The 21,005-nt window shown below is 67.2% G+C and carries 17 protein-coding genes and 1 tRNA gene; 6 read left to right on the forward strand and 12 right to left on the reverse strand.

The window, feature by feature from the left end; all coding sequences use genetic code 11:
• Positions 1-228 precede the first annotated feature (228 nt).
• The 4 genes from OG225_RS34955 to OG225_RS34970 all read left to right on the forward strand — a co-directional run bounded on the left by OG225_RS34955 (position 229) and on the right by OG225_RS34970 (position 2,679).
• A tRNA-Gly gene (locus OG225_RS34955) sits at positions 229-301 on the forward strand.
• Positions 302-515: 214 nt separating this feature from the next.
• On the forward strand, positions 516-695 hold the full coding sequence (locus OG225_RS34960; protein ID WP_109522876.1) for a hypothetical protein: 180 nt from the start codon (positions 516-518) through the stop codon (positions 693-695).
• Positions 696-924: 229 nt separating this feature from the next.
• Positions 925-1,542 carry a TetR/AcrR family transcriptional regulator gene (locus OG225_RS34965; RefSeq protein WP_405179037.1) on the forward strand — a complete coding sequence of 206 codons (618 nt, stop codon included), beginning with the start codon at positions 925-927 and terminating at the stop codon, positions 1,540-1,542.
• Positions 1,543-1,695: 153 nt separating this feature from the next.
• Positions 1,696-2,679 (forward strand): NADPH:quinone oxidoreductase family protein, encoded by a 984-nt coding sequence (locus OG225_RS34970; RefSeq protein WP_405179038.1) that lies wholly within the window; start codon positions 1,696-1,698, stop codon positions 2,677-2,679.
• A 155-nt stretch (positions 2,680-2,834) separates the two neighbouring features.
• On the opposite strand, the gene OG225_RS34975 is transcribed toward OG225_RS34970, so the two are convergent.
• The 4 genes from OG225_RS34975 to OG225_RS34990 all read right to left on the reverse strand — a co-directional run bounded on the left by OG225_RS34975 (position 2,835) and on the right by OG225_RS34990 (position 8,041).
• Positions 2,835-5,318 (reverse strand): heavy metal translocating P-type ATPase, encoded by a 2,484-nt coding sequence (locus OG225_RS34975; protein ID WP_405179039.1) that lies wholly within the window; start codon positions 5,316-5,318, stop codon positions 2,835-2,837.
• Between the two features lie 50 nt (positions 5,319-5,368).
• Positions 5,369-6,334 carry a hypothetical protein gene (locus tag OG225_RS34980; RefSeq protein ID WP_405179040.1) on the reverse strand — a complete coding sequence of 322 codons (966 nt, stop codon included), beginning with the start codon at positions 6,332-6,334 and terminating at the stop codon, positions 5,369-5,371.
• Between the two features lie 264 nt (positions 6,335-6,598).
• A complete protein-coding gene (locus OG225_RS34985) occupies positions 6,599-7,282 on the reverse strand; it encodes a sterol desaturase family protein (RefSeq protein ID WP_405179041.1) in 684 nt (227 codons plus the stop codon).
• Positions 7,283-7,318: 36 nt separating this feature from the next.
• Positions 7,319-8,041 (reverse strand): FadR/GntR family transcriptional regulator, encoded by a 723-nt coding sequence (locus OG225_RS34990; RefSeq protein ID WP_405179042.1) that lies wholly within the window; start codon positions 8,039-8,041, stop codon positions 7,319-7,321.
• Positions 8,042-8,152: 111 nt separating this feature from the next.
• Here OG225_RS34990 and OG225_RS34995 point away from each other — a divergent pair, with 111 nt between their 5' ends.
• Positions 8,153-8,659, forward strand: coding sequence for an NUDIX domain-containing protein (locus tag OG225_RS34995; RefSeq protein ID WP_405179043.1), 507 nt, complete (start codon positions 8,153-8,155; stop codon positions 8,657-8,659).
• Here the strand turns inward: OG225_RS34995 and OG225_RS35000 are convergent.
• From OG225_RS35000 to OG225_RS35035, 8 genes are all read right to left on the reverse strand, one after another.
• Positions 8,656-9,339, reverse strand: a complete 684-nt coding sequence (locus OG225_RS35000) for a hypothetical protein (RefSeq protein WP_405179044.1) — start codon at positions 9,337-9,339, stop codon at positions 8,656-8,658. The two genes, OG225_RS34995 and OG225_RS35000, sit on opposite strands and share 4 nt — an antisense overlap.
• The gene (locus OG225_RS35005; protein WP_405179045.1) at positions 9,336-10,874 is read right to left on the reverse strand and encodes an ABC transporter family substrate-binding protein; all 1,539 of its coding nucleotides are present in this window, start codon (positions 10,872-10,874) and stop codon (positions 9,336-9,338) included. The genes OG225_RS35000 and OG225_RS35005 overlap by 4 nt, the downstream gene beginning before the upstream one ends.
• A gap of 46 nt (positions 10,875-10,920) precedes the next feature.
• Positions 10,921-12,600, reverse strand: a complete 1,680-nt coding sequence (locus OG225_RS35010; protein WP_405179046.1) for an ABC transporter family substrate-binding protein — start codon at positions 12,598-12,600, stop codon at positions 10,921-10,923.
• Between the two features lie 68 nt (positions 12,601-12,668).
• Positions 12,669-14,357, reverse strand: a complete 1,689-nt coding sequence (locus OG225_RS35015; protein WP_405179047.1) for an ABC transporter family substrate-binding protein — start codon at positions 14,355-14,357, stop codon at positions 12,669-12,671.
• Positions 14,354-16,033: an ABC transporter family substrate-binding protein gene (locus OG225_RS35020; protein WP_405179048.1), complete on the reverse strand. Its 1,680-nt coding sequence runs from the start codon at positions 16,031-16,033 to the stop codon at positions 14,354-14,356. Before OG225_RS35020 ends, OG225_RS35015 begins: the two co-directional genes overlap by 4 nt.
• 43 nt (positions 16,034-16,076) lie before the next feature.
• Entirely contained in the window at positions 16,077-17,927 is a 1,851-nt protein-coding gene (locus OG225_RS35025; protein WP_405179049.1) for a dipeptide ABC transporter ATP-binding protein, read from the reverse strand.
• Positions 17,924-18,853 (reverse strand): ABC transporter permease, encoded by a 930-nt coding sequence (locus tag OG225_RS35030; RefSeq protein ID WP_405179050.1) that lies wholly within the window; start codon positions 18,851-18,853, stop codon positions 17,924-17,926. Before OG225_RS35030 ends, OG225_RS35025 begins: the two co-directional genes overlap by 4 nt.
• Before the next feature lie 61 nt (positions 18,854-18,914).
• Positions 18,915-19,892, reverse strand: a complete 978-nt coding sequence (locus tag OG225_RS35035) for an ABC transporter permease (protein WP_405179051.1) — start codon at positions 19,890-19,892, stop codon at positions 18,915-18,917.
• A gap of 180 nt (positions 19,893-20,072) precedes the next feature.
• On the opposite strand from OG225_RS35035, the gene OG225_RS35040 reads away from it, so the two are divergent.
• Positions 20,073-20,966: a hypothetical protein gene (locus OG225_RS35040; protein WP_405179052.1), complete on the forward strand. Its 894-nt coding sequence runs from the start codon at positions 20,073-20,075 to the stop codon at positions 20,964-20,966.
• Positions 20,967-21,005 lie beyond the last annotated feature (39 nt).

Consider the following 21,005-nt stretch of genomic DNA (forward strand, 5'->3'; position numbering starts at 1 on the left):
CCCGGTCGCGTCGGCGCGGTCGGTTATGCCCGATATTCGCGTCGGGCAAACTCCTGGCCGATCGGTCCGAACGAATGTCGCCCATGCCGCCCGCCTTCGACGCAGCCGGTGGTCACGTCCCGGCAGGAGAGCTCTCACCTGCGGATTTCCGGTTTGCGTCGGTGGTCGACTAAAGTTCACGTTCGCACGATGACGCGGTTCCGGTAATCGGATGCCCGTCGAGTGCGTGCGGATGTAGCGCAGCTGGTAGCGCATCACCTTGCCAAGGTGAGGGTCGCGAGTTCGAATCTCGTCATCCGCTCTCTTTCTCCACAACCCGGCACGACGGCGCGCCGATGCCATCGCTCATCAGCGTGGATTCCGGCTTGTTCGCTGGAGAAGCCGCGAAACTTCCGGCAACCCGACTACTGTGCGGGACCGGACCGAATTCGAGGGTTCAGCAACCGGTCGGCCGGGTACCTCGTCAGCGAATCGGTCTCGAATTCATCGTTCTCTCGAGACGTAGGAGGGTTTCCGTGGCCAAGGTCGACGCGATGCGGCTGTCGAACGTGCTGGGCATCGATCTGCCCAAAGCCGTCCTGCGCCTACGAAACGAATGCCGCCCCGGTGAGTCCGAACACGACGCCTGCCTGCGCATCATCGCCAGCGAGGGGCCGGGGGCGGCTACCACCGAATTCCGCCGCGTCGCCCGTTAGACGGGCTCGACGCACGGTTCGATCCGCCGATTTCGCGGGTCTTCGTGTCCGGATGCGTCGCGCTCGGTCGGCTGCCGTCGAGGGGCCGGTTCGCGAATCGGCGCGTCGAGGTCCGCCCGGCCCACGACTCGGCGATCAGCGGTGGGGGTTCGCGTCTCGTTAGAGTGATCGGTCAGGTCCGCCTCGCGGATTCCGTCGGCGACTCGCGGTGCGTGGAAGGAGGACGGTCATGCCCGGAGCGACCAGGGGCCGCGCGAATACCGACGCGGATTCCGGCGACGCGCGTGCCAGGTTGGTCGCGGCGGCCGTCGAGTTCTTCGCGCGTAAGGGGTTTCACGCCACCACCACCCGCGATATCGCGACCGCCGCGCATATGAGCCCGGCCGCGCTGTACGTGCACCACCCCTCGAAAGAGGATCTGCTCTACATCATCTCCCGTGACGGTCACCAGCAGACGTTGCGGCTGGTGCGCGGCGCCGTCGCGGTGTCGCCGGACCCGGCCGTGCAGTTGGCGACGATCGCCGATCGTTTCGCCGAGCACCACGCCACCCATCACGAGACGGCGCGCATCGTCAATTACGAGCTGACGGCGTTGTCCCCGGATCACCTCGAAGAGATCACCGCGGTCCGTCGTGCGATCGAGGCCGAGGTCAGGGCTGTCGTCGAACGCGGCGTCGCCGCCGGGATCTTCGATACTCCCGATATCGCGATGACCACCATGGCATTGCTTTCCCTCGGGGTCGACGTCTCGCGGTGGTATCGCGACGACGGCACCTGGACCCCGGAACGGATCGGGACCTACTACCGCTCGCTGGCATTGCGGATCGTCGGTTCGCGGGCCTCCTGAATCCGGCGGGCCGTATCGGTGCCGGTATGGCCGTCGCGACCGCCGCCCCCTTGACGCCCGATCGGGTTTGAGCCACCCTCTAGTGGTCTAAGCAAGCGCTTAGTCAGTCGCCGCCGGATCGACTGCCCTGAACCCCATCGAACGGAGATTGATGTGAAAGCCTGGCAGATTACGCGCCTGGGGGAACCCGGTGACGTGCTCGAACTCGCCGATCTGCCGGATCCGCAGCCGGAACCGGGTCGGCTCGTCGTCCGGGTACTCGCCGCGGCCGCGAATTTCCCCGATGTGCTGATGTGCCGGGGCCACTATCAGATCCGGCCGGAGCTGCCCTTCACGCCCGGTGTCGAACTATGCGGTGAGATCGTCGCCGTCGGCTCCGGTGTCACCGGATTCGCGGTCGGCGATCGCGTCATCGGCACCGCGTCCCTGCCGCACGGCGGTTTCGCCGAGATGGCCGTGATGGACGCCGCCGACGCCCAGCCCGCCCCGCCGACCCTCGACGACGCCGCGGCCGCCGCATTCCATATCGCCTACCAGACGGGCTGGTTCGGACTGCATCGCCGGGCGGCGCTGCGCCGTGACGAAACGCTGCTGGTGCACGCCGCGGCGGGCGGGGTCGGCAGCGCGGCGGTCCAGCTCGGCAAGGCGGTCGGCGCGCGGGTGATCGCGGTCGTCGGCGGACCGGACAAGGTCGAGGTCGCGCGCGGACTCGGCGCGGATATCGTGGTCGACCGCAGCCAGGAGGATTTCGTCGACGTGGTGCGCGAGGCCACCGGCGGTCGCGGCGCGGATGTCATCTACGACCCGGTCGGCGGGGACAGCTACGACCGGTCCACCAAATGCGTCGCCTTCGAGGGCAGGATTCTCGTGGTCGGATTCGCCGCGGGCCGGATTCCGGCGCCCGCGCTGAATCACGCGCTGGTGAAGAACTATTCGATCGTCGGCCTGCACTGGGGTCTGTACAAGCAGAAGGATCCGGCGTCGGTCTGGGACTGCCATCTCGAGCTGACCGCGCTGGCGGAATCGGGTGCGCTCGCGCCGTTGATCGGGGCGAAACTCGCCCTGGCCGACGTCCCCGACGGTCTGACCAGGCTTGCCGAGGGTCGCACGGTGGGCCGCGTCGTCTTCCAGCCCTGATTCGGAAGAACCCGCCGACCCGCGGTAGGGGTTGACCGTCGGGTATCGGCGGGTCCGAACCCGCCCGCGTCACCGGCACGCGCTCGTCGGCGAACGGGCACGCGCCGGACGACAGGTGCGAGGGCTTCCTCGGGCCCTCGCACCTGTCCGGTTCCTCAGCTCGCGGTGGAGCGGAAACCGCGCAGTCGCAGGCTGTTGCTGACCACGAACACCGAGGAGAACGCCATCGCCGCACCGGCGAGCATGGGGTTCAGTAGGCCCGCCATCGCGAGCGGGATGGCGGCCACGTTGTAGGCGAAGGCCCAGAACAGGTTCCCCTTGATGGTGGCCAACGTGCGGCGCGACAGTCGGATCGCGTCCGCGGCCGACCGCAGATCGCCGCGCACCAGGGTGAGATCACCGGCTTCGATGGCGACATCGGTGCCGGTGCCCATCGCCAGACCCAGATCCGCGCCCGCCAGCGCCGCCGCGTCGTTGACGCCGTCACCGACCATGGCGACGACCTTGCCTTCGCTCTTCAGCCGGGTGATCACCGCCAGTTTGTCCTCGGGCAGCACCTCAGCGATCACCTCGTCGATACCGACCTGATCCGCGATGGCGCGGGCCGCCGCGGCGTTGTCGCCGGTGAGCATGATCGGGGTGAGACCGAGCGCCTTCAACTGCGCGACGGCTTCGGCCGAGGTCGGTTTCACCGCGTCCGCGACGACCAGCACGCCGCGCGCGCGACCGTCCCAGCCGACCGCGACCGCGGTCTTCCCCTCGGATTGCGCCGTGTTCAGCGCGTGTTCCAGTGCGGGCCCGAGTTCCAGCGACCAGTCGGCGAGCAGCCGCGGCCTGCCGACGAGCACCGCGTGCCCGTCGACGACGCCCTGCACCCCGAGTCCCTCGATATTCGAGAAATCCTCGACCGCGCGCAGCGTGCCCGTCTTCTCCCGCGCGCCCGCGGCGATCGCGCGCGCGATCGGATGTTCGGAGGAATCCTCCAGCGCGCCCGCGAGGGCGAGTACCTCGGTGACGTCCTCGCCTTCGGCGGCGACCACGTCGAGCAGGGTCATCCGGCCTGTGGTGACGGTGCCGGTCTTGTCGAGGACGACGGTATCGACGCGCCGCGTCGACTCGAGCACTTCGGGCCCCTTGATCAGGATGCCGAGTTGCGCGCCGCGCCCGGTGCCGACCATAAGCGCGGTCGGCGTGGCCAGCCCGAGGGCGCACGGGCAGGCGATGATCAGCACGGCCACCGCCGCGGTGAACGCCGCCGCCACCGAACCGCCGGTACCGAGCCAGAATCCGAGTGTCGCGACCGCGAGCGCGATCACCACGGGGACGAAGATCCCGGAGATCCGGTCGGCCAGCCGCTGGGCCTGGGCCTTGCCGGTCTGTGCTTCCTCGACCAGGCGGGCCATCTGGGCGAGTTGGGTGTCGGAGCCGATGCGGGTGGCGCGCACCACGATCCGGCCGCCGACATTGACGGTCGCGCCGACCACGGCGTCGTCGGGACCGACCTCGACGGGCACCGACTCGCCGGTCAGCATGGACGCGTCGATCGCGGACGAACCCTCGACGACGGTGCCGTCGGCCGCGATCTTCTCGCCGGGACGGACGACGAATTCGTCGCCGACGGCCAGTTGTTCGATCGGAATACGCTGTTCGACAGCGCCGTTCGGCCGCCTGTCGGTACTGGTCGGAGTGTCCGCCGCGCTGCTCGCGTTGTGAGGGCCGCCTGCGCTGTTGGTGCCGCCAGCCTTGTGAGGGCCGCCTGCGTCGTGGGTGCCGCTCGCGTTGTGAGAGTCGCCTGCGCTGTGAGAAACGCCTGCGCTGTGAGAAACGCCTGCGCTGTGAGAAACGCCTGCGCTGTGAGAGTCGCCCGTGCTCTGAGAAACACCTGCGCGACGGAGGACCGAGACCTCCTTGGCCCCGAGTTCGAGCAGCGCCCGAAGCGCCGCGCCCGCCCTGCGCTTGGACCTCGCCTCGAAATACCGCCCGGCCAGGATGAACGTGGTGACGCCCGCGGCGGCTTCCAGATAGATGCTGCCGGTACCGTCCATCCGCGCGATGGTGAATTCGAACGGGTGCTTCATACCGGGTGTTCCCGCGGTGCCGAAGAACAGCGCGTAGAGCGACCAGCCGAACGCGGCGAGCGTTCCCATCGACACCAGGGTGTCCATGGTGGCCGCGCCGTGGCGCAGATTGGTCCAGGCGGCCCGGTGGAACGGCAGCGCGCCCCAGACCACGACCGGCGCGGCCAGCGTCAGCGACAGCCACTGCCAGTTGTCGAATTGCAGTGCCGGGATCATCGCCATGGCGATGACGGGGACGGTCAGCACGATCGAGATCAGCAGCCTGGTGCGCAGTGCCGCGCTCGGGTCGTCCGCGTCGGTGTCCTCGGTCGGGGCGTCGACCTTCGGCGCGGGCAGCGCGGCGGTGTAACCGGCCTGCTCGACGGTCGCGATCAGCTGTTCCGGGGAGATGTCACCGGTGACGTCGACGCGGGCCTTCTCGGTCGCGTAGTTCACGCTCGCGGTCACGCCGTCGAGCCGGTTCAGCTTCTTCTCGATGCGGGCAGCGCACGACGCGCAGGTCATACCGCCGATCACCAATTCGACCCGTTCGGGGGCGGTCGGTTGTGTCGGGGCGATCATCGTGGGCTCCGTTCTGAGGGTCAATGGGTGCATTGTCGCTGGTAGCGGCATCAGTGCGGGTGGGAGGGGGCGGGAGTGGCCCCGTGGGAGGGGGCGGGAGTGGCCCCGTGGCCGCCGTGCGGTTCGGCGGTCGGCGCCGAGGACGGCGGGGCGACTCGCACGGTGAATTCGGCGGTGCGGACCACGCCGTCGTGCTGGAAATCGAGGAAGAGGCGGTAGTCGCCCGCGCTCGGCGCGGTCATCGAGAAGGTGATGCCGGGTCCGGCGGGGGTGACGCCGTCGCCGGGATGGCCTTCCGGATGGACGTGCAGGTAGGCCAGGTCGGCGGTGCGCAGCGCGACCAGGTGGCCGTAGGCGCCCAGGTAGGGCTGGAGGTCGGTCACCGCACGACCGTCGCGGGCCACCGACAGGGTCACCTGCGACGCCCGACCCGGTGCGACCGTGCCGTCGAGGGTGACGGTGTACTCGCCGACCGTCGCGGTCGTGGCGGGGGCGGGCAGCGGTTGCACGTCGTACTGTCCGGGAACTCGCAGGTCGGCGCCGAGGGTGGTGTTCACGCCGCCGTCGGGGGTGAAGTCGGCGAAGACCCGGTAGTCGCCCGCGCGGCGCAGGTCCAGCGTGGCGTTCCAGTCGCCGTCGCCGTCGAGGACGGGGTGCACGTGCTGGTATCCGGCCATATCGCGCCGAACCACGATCAGGTGCAGATCCTTGTCGTGACTGCGCGTGTAGCGGGTGACGGCACTGCCATCGGCATCGAGGACGCGGAACCGCACCGCGACGTTCGGCCCCGCCGTGGCGACCGGATTCTCCAGGCGAAGGGTGTATCCGTTCTCGGTGGACATGAGCCCCCCTGGCATCTCGTCGACCGGAGCCGCCTGCTCGTCGGTGTGCGAATTCGGATCGTGTGCGGCGGGCCCGCTGGGTTCCGGGCCGATCGTCGCGCCTGCCGCGACGGCGATCCCGAAGATCGCCGCGAGGCCGACGGCGAAGCCTGCGAACTTCGCTGGTGTGTTCATCGGGGGCTCCGTTCCGGATGGTCTCGTCACGGATTCGGGCTGGTCCGCGCGGTATGTACTCGCGCGAATCACCGTCGTCCTGATGGCTACCATACCCCCCTAGGGTAACTTGTCAACCGGCTGCGGTCGCCCACGTGCGGTAGTGGCACCGGTGTCGACGGGGCTGACTTCGCCCTACCCGGCCACGGCGCCCCCGAAAAGCGATCGTGACGTCGGTGAATGAGTCGAGCCCACCGCGCGGGCCATCGTCGCGCGGCCGAGTCGCTAGGAGTCCGCGTGCAGATTCCGCGCGGTCGGTGAGGTGGCGGTGGTGGCCGGATCGGGGTGGGTTCCGAAGAGGCGGTCGGCGGTGCCGGAGGTGGTCACGGTGAACCAGAAATGCTCGTTCTTGTAGTGGTGGTGCCTGTGGTTCTTCCATACCGCCCGGTAGAGGCCGTGTCTCGGTTTGTAGTCGGTGTGGATGAGGTAGTGGGTCCATTCGTAGCAGAGGCCGAACACCGTGACCGTGAGCAGGAATGTCAGGCCGAGACCCGTTCGGGGGAAGGCGAATACGGCGATCGCGAGCAGTGCCGCGACGACCACCGCGAGTGACCGGGTGGGGATGAAGATCAGCGGGATGTCGCGCGGATTCACGTGGTGTTCGCGGTGTTTGCGCGCCAGTTCGCTGTCGATGGAGAGGGGTCCGAGCCGTTTCGGTCGCCAGTGCAGGACAAGCACGTGCACCACCCATTCGAAGGCGGGGAAGACGGCGAGCATCACGGCGGGTAGCGCGGCGTCACTCCACCGCCAGTCGCCGACGACGATGCGGGCGATCAGGGCCCCGGCGAGCACCGTGGCGATCATCCACGGCGACGGATGTCGCAGGAATTCCCGGAAGGCGTCGGGGAGGTCGAGTCCGCGCCGCAGCGCGCGGCCGGGTGTGGCGGTGGGTCTATCGGTACGTGTCATGACGGTTTTCCTTGTGCTGAGACGGTCCCGAGGCGGTCACTGCCGGCCGAGAGCGGCGATCAGGGCTGTGGTCGCCGGTTCCAGAAGTGCCGTTGCCGCGTCCGCGGCCTGTTCGGGCTCGCCCGCGAGCACGGCATCGGCGAGTCGGCGGTAGCCGTCGGTATTGCCGACCTCGGCGGACATGAGGGGGGCGAGCGCGACGAGCGCGGGTTCGTACGCGGCGCCGAGCATGTTGAACATCAACCTGAAGACGATCGAGTCCGCCGCGTCGATGATGTGATCCCAGAATTCCAGCGCGAGCCGTTGCAGGGCGATCGGGTCGGATTCGGCGCCGAGCGCTTCGAGGAGTCGCGCGAGTTCGGCGCGCAAGGCCTCGGCGTCGGCACCGGCGATTCGCGCCGCGGCCAGTTCGGCGACCTTGGGGCCGTTGTGCAGCCGCGCCTCCAGGATGCTGCGCGCGACAGCGGGTTCCAGCACGCCCGATCGGACGAGCAGCCGCGGCAGCACCTCCAGTCCGGCGCCCCGCCGATAGTCGAGCACCGTCGTCGCGTCGCCCTGGCGTACCGCGACGAGCCCGGCCGCGCCGAGTCGTTGCAGCGCCTCGCGGACCGCGGGGCGCGATACGCCGAGCGCCTCGGCGAGCTGTCGCTCACTGGGCAGCGTCGAACCCGGTGCGAGTTCGCCGCTGAGCACATCCGCGGCTATCTGTTCGAAGACGTCAGCCGACACCGAACGCTTGACCACCGGTTGTAATGCCATTCCCCCACCTTGCCCCGCAGTGGTCAGCTGGTCAAGTGGTCATACCAATTTCTCGGCCCGCCGTAGCCCGGCCGGTCGTGGCAGACTCGAAGATGGGAGGAGGGAGAGGTCATGACGCAACATCACGGCGGGCAACGGTGGATAGCGCACGCGCTGCCGATCCGGACCGGGAGAGTGCTGCTCCTGCATCGCAATCCGGGGGGTAGGCACGGCGATCTGTGGGATATTCCGGGTGGCTCGGTCGGCCCCGGCGAGACTCCGGCACAGGCCGCACGACGCGAGGTCAGCGCGGAAACCGGCCTGGACGTTCTGATCGCCGACGAACTGACCCATTTCGTCAATCCCGACACCGGAGACGACGAGGTCGACCTACAGACCGCGGATACCGAGACGATCAACACCCAGACCAACCCGCTCCAGATCAACGAGGTCACGACCGTCGGCATCCACACCGTCACCTTCGGCTGTTTCGAGAACAGGCTCGACCGCGACGTCAGCCTCACGCCCGAACACTGCGAATTCGAGTGGATGTCCTACGCCGAGGCCACCCATGTGCCGCTGGTCTGGCATGTGCGGCGCACCCTGGATCACGCGGAGGCGCTCGGCCTGCTGACCTAGCTGGGATCGGAGCCGCGCACGGCGGCGAGCCAGACGGTGACGGCCGCGCCGACCAGCGTGGCCCCGACGAAGGCGGGCAGACCGCCGCCCATGACGTAGACCCAGAGCAGGGCCGCGAACGGGGCGGCGACCGCGGATTGGGCGTCGAGGAGCAGGCGGCGGGTCGGCGTGGTGACCTTCGCGCCTTTCTCGGCGGCCTCCGGGTCGGGCAGGGACGCGTTGTCGATGAGGCGGCCGGGGGGTTCGCCGGTGCGGATACGGCCGGACGGATACAGGCGTACGGCGTCCGCGCGCAGCGTTCGCGCGGTGACCTCGGCGGTGGTCTCGGTGAGTGCGAGCAGAGCGGGGTCGAAATAGACCGGTAGCCAGCGGGACTCGGTGCTCTCGCGCGAACCCGACGCGGCATTCCCGGTGATCTCCAGCCACGATCGGCTGACCAGCCGGTGCTGATTCCTGACCCGCCTGATCGTGACCGCTCCCGGCGTCTCCAGCCCGTTGGGCAGGCGGCCGAACGCGGTGGCGAGCCGGAACGCGGTGTAGCCGAGGACGACGACGACCACCACGGCAAGGCCGGCGAGCTGGTCCACATCGGCGAACGGCGTCATCGCGGCACATACCGCGACGACGCCGATGGTCGTTCCGACCGGGTAGCCGAGCGGATGACCCGGTCCGGATCTCACTTCAGGAAGCCGACTTTCGTGAAATCGGCCGATTGCAGACCGAACGCGCCCCAGTTCGCGAGATCGGCACGCTGGGCGATGGTCCCCGCCGACTGGTAGAGCGGCAGCGAGAAACCCTCGGCGAAGATCATCTTGTCGGCCTCGTTGGCCATCTCGATCGCCTTGTCCGGGTCGAGTTCGGAGATGATCTCCTCGATCAACGCGTTCAACTCCGGTGACCCGATACGTCCCTTGTTGCCCTGGAGGTTGTTCGGGTCGTAGGCGTAGATCTGCGGCAGCGCGCCGAGCGGGAAGATGCTCTTGCTCCAGACGAAATTGGCGATATCGAAATTGCCGGGATCGATGATCTGGGTGAAGAGGCCGTTGCCCGGATAGGTCTGGATATCGAGTTTCACGCCGATCGCGGCGAGGTTCTGCTGGGCGATCTGCGCGACCTGATTCCAGGTTTCGGCCTGGAACATGACATTGCGGATGACGAGTTTGCGTCCGTCCTTCTCGCGGACGTCGCCGTTGAGTTTCCAGCCGAGCTCGTCCAGTTCCTTCGCCGCCTGATCCGGGTCGTAGGCAACCGACTGGGCGTTGTTCCGATACCCCTTCTGGCCGTTGAGGTAGAGATGGTTGTCGAGCGGCTTCGGATCCTGCACCACCCCGTTCAGGAGCGCCGTCGCGATACCCTGCCGGTCGATGCCCTTGGAGACGGCGACGCGCAATCGCGGATCCTCGAGAATCGAGCCGGGAGCGCCGTTGAAGGTCATATGCGTGAAATTCAGCGACGGTGCGCGCCGCACCACCAGTCCGGGTGAACCCGACGCCGTCGTCACCTCGTCGATACCGCTGATGGACGCAGAATCGAGTTCGTTGTTCTGTAGAGCGCTCAGACGCGCCGAACTGTCGAGCACGCTGTAGGTGACGGTGTCGAGTACCGGCGTATCACCCCACCATTCGGGATTGCGGCCGAGCACGATGCGCTGCTGCGCCCGGTCGATCGAGGTGATCACGAACGGTCCCGCCGAGGCGTGTAATCCGTTGCGATCGAGATCGTTGAAAGCCTGCGGCGTCGCGGTGGTCGCCCGGAAGGCGTTGTCGCGACCGCTGAGCGCGTTGGCCTGGCTCGCGAGGTCCTCCCACGTGATGGGGGTGCCGTCCGTCCACACCGCTTTCGGGTTGATCGTGTAGGTGATCTGCTGCGGTTCGGTACCGGTGAGCTGTATGTCGGTGTAGTAGTTGCGGTCGATCGGCAGCTCACCCGACGCGGTCGAGTTGATCGTGCCGGGCAGTGTCCACCCGACCACCTCGGAGGCATCGCCGTCGGTGTCGACGTGCAGGCTGTTGAACGTCTCCGGGAAACCGGTGATCTGGAGCCGCAGATTGCCGCCCTGGCGCAATTCGCTCACGTCGTGCGGATTGATGTCGACGGTGGTGCCGATGGCGCCGCTGCCCGCCGTCACGCTGCTGTCAGCCGAACATCCGGCGACGACGAGTCCGACAGCGGTGGCGGGGATGATCAGGCGTAGCCCGAGCGACCGAATCCTCACGGTGTTCCTTCCAGATGACCGAACCGTCCGCCACCTAGGGCGAAAGTCATTTCACGAAACCGATTTTCGTGTAGTCGAGCGAGGCCAGGCCCGCCGCGCCGAAATTGGCGAGTTCGGCGCGTACCGCCACGTTGCCGGGGGATTGGAGCAGCGGCACCGAATGGCCCTCCTCGAAAACCTTGCGGTCGACCTGATTCGCCAGTTCGATCGCCTTCTGCGGATCGAGTTCGGACATCGTCTCGTCGATCAGCGCGTTGAGTTCGGGGGAGCCGATGCGGCCGTAATTGCCCTGAAGATCGTCCGGGTTGTAGCCGTAGATCTGGTTGAGGCTGCTCAGCGGGAACGGGTCGCCCACCCAACTCCACTGCCCCACATCGAAATTGCCCGGCTGGATCACGTCGGTGAAGTAGCCCTTGCCGGGTTTGGTCTCGATATTGACCTTCACCCCGATCGCGGCCAGATTCTGCTGGATGATCTGCGCCATCTGCACCCAGGTGACGTCGTTGTACATGACGTCGCGGATCTCCAGCCTGCGCCCGTCCTTCTCGCGGAACTCCCCGTTGAGTTTCCAGCCCGCGGCGTCGAGTTCGGCGGCGGCCGCCGCCGGATCGAAGCCGAGGCTGTTGTCCCGATACCCCTCCTGGCCCCGCAGGTAGATGTGGTTGTTCAGCGGTTTCGGATCCTGGACCAGTCCGGTCTGAATGGCGGTCGCGATGCCCTGTCGGTCGATGGCCTTCGAGATCGCCACGCGCACCGCCGGATCGGCGAGGATCGAACCGGGCGCGCCGTTGAAGGTCAGGTGGCTCCAGCCGTTGCCGGGCGCGCGCCTGACTACGACGCCGGGCGTGTTCTGCGCGGTCTTCAGGTCGTCCCTGGAACCGAGGCCGGTGGCGTCGATCTCGTTGTTCTGCAGGGCGGGCAGCGTGGCCTCGCTGGAGAGCACGGAGTAGGTGATGGTGTCGAGTTTGGGCTTGTCACCCCACCAGGTCGGACTGTGGCCGAGCACGATCCGGCCCTGGGCCCGGTCGGTCGACTGCACCGTGAACGGGCCCGCCGTCAGCTGGATCGCGTCGACGAGGCTCTTGTTGAAACTTTCCGGCGTCGCCGTCACCGATTTCGGGTACAGGAAGGAATTGCCCGCGAACTGGCCGCGCCATTCGGCGTAGTGCTGGGTGAACGTGACAACGGCCTGCCGGTCGTCGGCGCCGCGTTCGACCTTCGCGACCCGGTCGAAACCGTTGTTGTTGCCGATCAGGAACGCCTTGTCCCGTCCGCTGAGGGCGTTGGCCTGGGAGGCGATGTCCTCCCAGGTGATCGGGCTGCCGTCGGACCAGACGGCCTTCGGGTTGATCGTGTAGGTGACCTGCTGCGGTTCGGTATTCGTCAGCTGGATGTCGGTGAAGTAGTCGGTGTCGATCGACAGTCGGCCCGCGGCGTCGGTGCGGAACGATCGCGGCATCATCGGGCGCTCGATCGAGGTGATCGTCGCGTCGTTGCCGTCGTTGGACAACGTGTTCCAGTTGGCCGGGTAGGCGGAGACCGACAGCCGCAGATTGCCGCCGTCACGCAGTTCGGAGACATCCTTGGGATTGATATCGCTGGTCGTCCCGAGTTCGGCGACGGCCCCTTCCGGGGCGGCGTCGTCGCCGGAACCACACCCCGTCAGCACCAGCGCGCACGCGAGGACCGTGACGGCCGAGCGTGACCCGAGAGACCGATATCTCATGGAATTACCTTCCTGACGACGAAGTGCGTGACCCGGCTGTCGTACTCGAATCCTCACCGCGCGAATGTTCACCGCACGAATCCGATCGTGGTGTAGTCGTAGGATGCCAGACCCGGCGCGCCGTAATTGGCGAGGTCGGCCCGCACCGCGACATTGCCGGTCGACTGCACCAGCGGCAGCGAGAAGCCGATCTCGAACAGTTCGCGGTCGACCTCGTCGGCCAGGTCGTTGGCCTTCTGCGGGTCGAGCTCGATCAGCGACCGCTCGATCAGCGCGTTGATCTCCGGCGAGCCGATGCGACCGTAATTGCCCTGGAGTTCTCCGCCGGGGTTGTAGGCGTAGACCTGCGGCAGGCTGCTCAACGGGAAGGCGTCGCCGGACCAGACCCAGTGCGCCACATCGAAATCACCCGGTTTGATCACGTCGGTGAAGTAACCCGCGCCGGGTTTGGTCACGATCTCCATCTCGATGCCGACCCGCGCGAGATTCTGCTGGATGACCTGCGCGATCTGCACCCACGACTGCGCGTTGTACATGACATCGCGGAATTTCAGCCTGCGGCCGTCCTTCTCGCGGAATTCGCCGTTGAGTTTCCAGCCGAGCGCGTCGAGTTCGGCCGCGGCGGCCGCCGGATCGTAGGGCAGGCTGTTGTCGCGGTAGCCGATCTGTCCCTCGACGAAGACATGGTTGCCCAGCGGTTTCGGATTCTCCACCAGGCCGTTCTGCACCGCCGTCGCGATGCCCTGGCGATCGATGGCCTTCGACACCGCGACGCGCAGGGCCGGATCGGCCAGAATCGAGCCGGGGGAGCCGTTGAAGGTCAGATGCGACCAGCTGTTGCCCGGCGCGCGACGGATGGCGACGCCCGGGGTGTTGCGCGCGGTCTTCATCTCGTCGATCGAGGAGATTCCCACCGCGTCGATCTCGTTGTTCTGCAACGCCGGGATCAGCGCCTCGCTGGAGAGCACCGAGAAGGTGATGGTGTCGAGTTTCGGTGTGGCGCCCCACCATCGGGGATTGTGGGCGAGCACCACGCGCCCCTGCGCGCGATCCACCGACCGGACCAGGAAGGGCCCCGCGGTCAGGGTGATGCCGTCGCGCAGACTGTTGTTGAACGCCTCGGCCGACGCGGTGACCGATTTCGGGTAGAGGAACGAGTTGCCCGCGAACTGGCCGCGCCATTCGGAGTAGGGCTGGGCGAAGGTGAGAACCGCCTCGCGGTCGTCGGCTCCGCGTTCGACCTTGGCCACCCGGTCGAAACCGGTGGTCAGTTTGATCAGGTACGAGGTGTCCCGCCCGCTCAGGGCGTTGGCCTGGGAGGCGATGTCCTCCCAGGTGATCGGGCTGCCGTCGGACCAGACGGCTTTCGGGTTGATCGTGTAGGTGACCTGCTGCGGTTCGGTGCTCGTCAGTCGGACATCGGTGAAGAAATTGGTGTCGACGGACAGTTCACCGCTGGCGCTGGTGCGGAAGGCACGCGGCATCATCGGCCTCGCCAGTGCGCCGACCTCACCGCTGGCGTCGGTGTGCAGCACGTTCCAGGTCTCCGGCAGCGACGTGAGGGCCAGCCGCAGGTTGCCGCCGTCGCGCAGTTCGGAGACATCGCGCGGATTGATATCGCTGGTGGTGCCGAGCTGGGCGGTCGCACCGGCCAGCGCGCTCTCGTCGGCGCCGCCGCAGCCCGCGAGCACCAGGGTGAGGGCGACGAACGGCACGGCGAGTCCGCGACCGCGCGCGGTGATCCGCGGGGTTCTCATCGCAGGAATCCGATCTTGGTGTAGTCGTAGGTCGCCAGACCGGGAGATCCGATATTGGCCAGATTCGCCCGGACGCCGTAACTACCGTCGGACTGGGTCAAGGGCAGCGAGTGCCCCTCTTCGAAAACCTTTCGATCGACCTCGTTCGCCAGTTCGACGGCCTTGTCCGGATCGAGTTCGGCGAGGGTGCGCTCGATGAGGGCGTTGAGTTCCGGTGAGCCGATCCGGCCGTAGTTGCCCTGGAGGTCGGTGGGGTCGTAGTAGTAGATCTGCCGGATGCTCCCGAGCGGGAAGGCGTCACCCTGGAAGCTGAACTGCGCGGCGTCGAAATCGCCCGGCTGGATGACGTCGGTGAAGAATCCCGCGCCCGGTTTGGTGTCGATGGTGAGCCCGACGCCGATGCCCGCCAGATTCTGCTGGATGATCTGCGCGACCTGCACCCAGACCGGGTCGTTGTACATGACATCGCGGATGACCAGCTTGCGCCCGTCCTTCGCGCGGACGTCACCGTCGAGTTTCCAGCCGAGCGCGTCGAGTTCGCGCGCCGCGGCGGCCGGGTCGTAGCCGAGACTGTTGTCCCGGTAACCGTCCTGCCCCTGGAGGTAGACGTGATTGTTCAGCGGTTTCGGATTCTCGACCAGTCCGTTCTGAATGGCGGTCGCGATGCCCTGTCGGTCGATGGCCTTCGAGATCGCCACGCGCACACCCTGATCGGCCAGGATCGAACCCGGAGCGCCGTTGAAGGTGATGTGACGCCAGCGATTGCCGGGGGCGCGGCGCACCTCGAGGCCGGAAGTATTGCGCGCGGTCTTCACCTCGTCGACCGAACTGAGCAGCGCCAGGTCGAGTTCGTCGTTCTGTAGCGCGCCGATCCAGGCGGCGTGGTCGAGCACGCTGAAGGTGATGGTGTCGAGTTTCGGTTGATCGCCCCACCACCCGGGATCGCGTTCGAGCACGATCCGGCCCTGGCCGCGGTCGGTCGACCGAATCCGGAACGGGCCCGCGGTCGGCCCCATCGCGTCGGTCAGACTCTTGTTGAACGAATCCGGCGTCGCCGTCACCGATTTCGGGAACAGCGACGCATTGCCCGCGAACTGCCCGCGCCATTCGGCATAGGGCTGCCTGAAGGTGAGCACCGCCTGCCGGTCGTCGACGCCGCGCTCCACCTTCTCCACGAATTCGAAACCGTTGGTTATCGCGATCAGGAACGCCTTGTCCCGTCCGCTGAGGGCGTTCGCCTGGGACGCGAGATCCTCCCAGGTGATCGGATTCCCGTCGGACCACGTGGCTTTCGGATTGATCGTGTAGGTGATCTGCTGCGGATTCGTCCCCGTCAGCGCGATATCGGTGAAGTAGTTCGTATCGACGGCGAGTTCGCCCGCGGCGTTCACCTGGAAGGCGCGCGGCATCATGGGCTTCTCGATATCGGCGATCTCGCCCTCGTTGCCGTCGTTGGACAGCGTGTTCCAGTTCGCGGGGAACGAGGTCACCGCCAACCTCAGGTTGCCGCCGTCGTAGATCTCGTCGCGGCTTCTCGGATTGATATCGCTGGTCGTGCCGATCGCGTCGGACAGCCCGTGGGCGGAATGATCGTCGCTCGAGCCGCAGCCCGCCGCGACGAGTCCGACCACGATCATCGCCGTGGCACAGCGAAACCGCCCGGACCGCGTGCGCACCGACCGGCTCCGCCTCGAACGAACTTCCACAGCGCTCTCCTGCCTACCCGCTGACGACTGGAACCGGCACCGCCTCGATCAACGCCCGGGTGTACTCGTGTCGAGGATCGTCGAAGATCTGCTCGGCCGGACCGGCTTCGACGATCTTGCCGCGATACATCACCGCGATATCGTGCGCGAGATTGCGCACCACCGACAGGTCGTGGGAGACGAACAGATACGACAGTCCCCGCTCGGTCTGTAGGTTGCGCAGCAGATTCAGCACACCGGCCTGAATGGACACGTCCAGCGACGACACCGGTTCGTCCAGCACGAGCAGTTCCGGATCCAGGGCGAGGGCGCGCGCGATACTGATGCGCTGCTTCTGGCCGCCGGAGAAATCCGCCGGATAGCGGTCGGCGTGTTCGGGACGCAGGCCGACCTGCCTGAGCAGTTGCGGTACCCGCTCGGCGATCTCGGCCCTGCGCCTGCCGTCGATGCGCAGCGGTTCGGCCAGCGCGTCGAAGATCGGCAGTCGCGGATCGAGCGAGGCCGTCGGGTCCTGGAACACGATCTGCATCGTGCGACGGATCTCGCGTTTCTGGGCCCTGGTCAGCGTCGAGACATCGCGGCCCATGATCTCGATGGTGCCCGATTCCGGTTTCGCCAGGTCGAGGATCTGGGTGAGCGTCGTCGATTTGCCGGAACCGGATTCGCCGACCAGGGCCAGCGTCCGGCCCTTGCGCACCTCGAAACTGATACCGTCGACCGCGCGGACCTCGCCCTTGCGGCGCTGGAAGATCACCCCCGAGGTGATCGGGAAGGTTTTCCGCAATTCCGAGACTCGCAGCACCACACCGGTATCGGCGTCGTCGCGGGTCGCGGGCTCGGTGATCTCGGTGCGGTAGGCGGTGAACAGTTCGGCCGTGCCGACCTCTTCGGCGCGGATACACGCCACGGCGTGCCCGGGCGCGGTGTTCTCCAACGGCGGTTCCGCGACCAGGCATTCGTCGATCGAGATCGGGCAGCGCGGCGCGAACGAGCAGCCGGGCGGCAGGGCGTGCATGGCGGGCGGCGCGCCGACGATCGGGATCAGCGGCGAGCGGGCCGGACCGTCCATCCTCGGGATCGAGCCGAGCAGACCCACCGTGTACGGCATCCTCGGCTCGTTGAACAGTTCGGCCGCGGTGGCCGTTTCGACGACCTTGCCCGCGTACATCACCGCGATCCGGTCGGCCAGGGTCGCGGCGATGCCCATGTCGTGGGTGATCATGATGACGCCCGCGCCGGTGATGTCGCGCGCCTTGCGCAGCAGATTCAGGATCTGCTTCTGCACCGTGACGTCGAGTGCCGTGGTCGGCTCGTCGCAGATGATCAGCGCTGGATCGTTGGCGATCGCCATCGCGATCACCACGCGCTGGCGCATACCGCCGGAGAATTCGTGCGGGAAGGCTTTGGCACGTACCTCGGCGTCCTCGATGCCGACGAGTTTCAGCAGGTCGACCGCCTTCGTCGCGGCCTCCTTGCGGCCCATCGAGCCGTGCGCAAGCAGCGCCTCCGCGATCTGCTCGCCCACCCGGTACACCGGCGTGAGCGCGGAGAGCGGGTCCTGGAAGACCATGCTGATCGAACTGCCGCGCAGCGCGGACATCTGACGGTCGCCCAGCCCGAGCAGTTCGCGCCCGCGCAACCGGATCGACCCGTTGATACGCGCCTGCTCGGGCAGCAGACCGATGATCGCCAGCGACGACACCGATTTGCCCGAACCGGATTCGCCGACGATCGCGAGCACTTCACCGTCGGCCACGGTGTAGTTCACCCCGCGCACGGCGTCGATGCGGCCCTCTTCACTGGGGAAGGAGACCCGCAGATCGGAAACCTCCAGCAGGGGCGCTGTCGAATGTGCGCCTGTCATGGCTTGGCCTTCTCTTCCGACTTCTTGGACCTGGCGCGCGCGGCGCTCGGATCGAACGCGTCGCGCAGGCCGTCGCCGACCAGATTCGCGCACAGCACCGTCAGGATCAGCAGGCCGCCCGCGAACATGAACAGCCACGGGTAGGTCAGCGCCGATCGGGTGCCCGACGCGATCAGCGAACCGAGTGACACATCCGGCGGCTGCACACCGAATCCGAGGAAGCTCAAACCGGTTTCGGCCATGATCGCCGCACCCACGGTGAGTGTGGTGTCGATGATCAGGATGGACGCGATATTCGGCACGATATGGCTGACGATCACGGTGCGGGTCGGCGCGCCCATGTACCGCGCGGCCTTGACGAATTCGCGATCACGCAGGCTCAGCGTCAGTCCGCGCACGATGCGGGCGCTGATCATCCAGCCGAAGACCGCCAACAGCACGATCAGCAGCCAGAAGGATCCGCTGCCCTTGGTGCGCGGCGCGAAGATCGCGATGATGATGAAACTCGGGACGACGAGCAGCAGGTCGACCAACCACATGATGGCCCGGTCGGTCCAGCCGCCGAGCAATCCGGCCAGCGCGCCCGCCGTGGCCGCGATGGTCGTCGAGATGAGCGCTACCAGCAGGCCGATGACCAGCGACTTCTGTAGACCGCGCAGGGTCTGCGCCAGCACGTCCTGACCGATCTGGGTGGTGCCGAACGGATGGTCGGCGCTGGGCGGTTTCAGCAGCGCCGTGTAGTCCATCTGCTGGTAGTCGTAGGGCAGTAGCGGCGGCAGCGCGAAACTGAGGATGAACATCAGGATCAGCACCACCGCGCCGGCGACGGCCGGTTTGTTGCGCAGGAAGCGCCGCATCACCAGTTTGCGGCGGCCCGCCGCCGCGATCTCCGGCGCGCCCTGGACGATGATCTCGGCTTCGGTCATACCCGCGCCTCCCCTGTGCGATCCGACCGCGCGTGCGCGCCGGTCTGCCTCTGTCCGACGCTCATCCCACACGCACCCGTGGATCGAGCAGCGCGTAGACGATATCGGAGAGCAGGCCGGAGACCAGCACGACCAGGCCCGCGAAGGCCGTCACCGTCACCACGACGTACAGGTCCTGGGCGTTGATCGAATCGACGAGCCACTCGCCGACCCCGTGCCAGCCGAAGATCTTCTCGGTGAAGGTCGCGCCGGTGATCAGGGCGCCGAGGCTGTAGGCGAACAGCGTCGCCATCGGGATCAACGCGGTGCGCAGACCGTGTTTGTACAACGCCTTGTTGCGGGTCAGGCCCTTGGCGCGCGCGGTGCGGATGAAATCGCTCTGGAGCACGTCGAGCATCGCGTTGCGCTGGTACCGGCTGTATCCGGCCATACCGCCCAGGGCCAGCGCCGCGGTCGGCAGCACCAGATGCTGTATCCGGTCGAGCAGTTGCGGCCCGAAACCCTCGATCTTGTTCGCCGACGTCTCGCCGGTATAGAGGAATATCTGCGACCCGGTCAGCGAATTGACCTCGAGCGCACCGTATTTCAGCAGCGTCGCGAGAAGGAAGATGGGCGTGCTCAAGATCAGCAACGACACGATCGTCGTGAAATAGTCGCTGAACTTGTACTGCCGTATCGCCCCCGCCGCGCCGATCAGCACACCGAGCGCCGTGCCGATCAGCGAGCCGACGATCAGCAGACGCAGGCTCACGGCCACCCGCCTGGGCAACTCCTCGCTCACCGGCTGCCCGGCCAGCGTGGTGCCGAAATCGCCGTGCGGAATGCCCTTGAGCCAGGTGACGTACCGCTGCGGGATCGGGTCGTCGAGATGCAACTCCTGGGCCTTGGCGTCGATCACCGACTGCGGGGGGCGTGGGTTGCGCTGTTCGAGACTGTCCAGCGGCCGGAACGTCAGCGACGCCAGGCTGAACGTCAGGAAGGAGGCCAGCAGCAACAGCACGACATAGTTCAGCGCGCGTCGTAGCAGGAAGCCGGTCATCAGTCCTCTGGTCCTACGGCTGGTCGGGCCAGCGTCCGAGTATTAGGCCCCGATCATAGGGACGCGCACACCGGTCTCGCATGCCGCGCGCGCAACAGCAGGTCCGCCGGGTGTCGGTGAACTGCTTTATCCTGAGCGGACCATGACGCCGAGTTATCCGGCGTGGGAGGGGGAACACCAGTGGCGTATCCGCAATATCCGGGGGGTTACAACCCGTATCCCGGCGGTAATTCGATGCCCGCCGCGGCACCGAACGGCGCGACCGCGATCATCGCCGGTGTGCTGGCGTGTCTCGGCGCGCTCTCGAATCTGGTGGGCGGGGGATTCAACGTCGCGTTCAGCGCCGCGGGCTTCGGCTCGGAACTGTCGGAATTCGATTCGACCGGGCTACTCGGCAACGACAGCTACAGCACATTCGCCCTGGTGACCGGGATCGTCTCGATCGTCACGGCGGTGGTGCTCGGCGCCGGTGCGATCATGCTGTTCAACCGCAAGGCGCTCGGGCGGACGCTCGTGGCGACGGCGTGCGCGGTCTTCATCCTGTCGCAGCTCGTCGGGGTGGTCGTCGTGCTCAGCCTGGTGTCCTCGACCGACGTCTCACCGGTCAGCGGCGGTCTGAGCGGAATCTTCAGCATCGTCTTCCCGGTCGCGACCCTCGTCCTGGTCCTGGTGCCCGCGACATCGCGGTGGCTGGCCTACCGGCCGTCGGAGGTCCAGCCGGGGTACGGCTATCCGCAGCATGGTTACCCCCAGCCCGGATATCCGCAATCCGGCAACCAGCAGTTCGGCGGCCCGCAGCCGGGATACCAGCAGCCCGGTTATCCGCAGCAGGCTCCTGGCATTCCCGGTACGGGCATGCCGCTGGGTGATCCCGCCTACCCAGCGCCGCCCTCGGTGCCGCAGACCGGTTACCCCCAGCAGGACTACGGCATTCCCGCACCGGGCGTGCCGCTCGGCGACCCGGCCTATTCCGCAACGCCTCCGGTGCAGCAACCCGACCCCGCCTACCCGCCGCCGCCCGTCCCGCTGACCAAATCCCAGGACGAAACGTGGAAACCACAGGGCGGATGGTGAGCGTTGCGATCGCGCTTCGACGAATTTCCGGCAGGATGG

Origin of the sequence: Nocardia sp. NBC_01377 (genome assembly GCF_045040005.1) — a bacterium.
Classification (GTDB): domain Bacteria; phylum Actinomycetota; class Actinomycetes; order Mycobacteriales; family Mycobacteriaceae; genus Nocardia; species Nocardia noduli.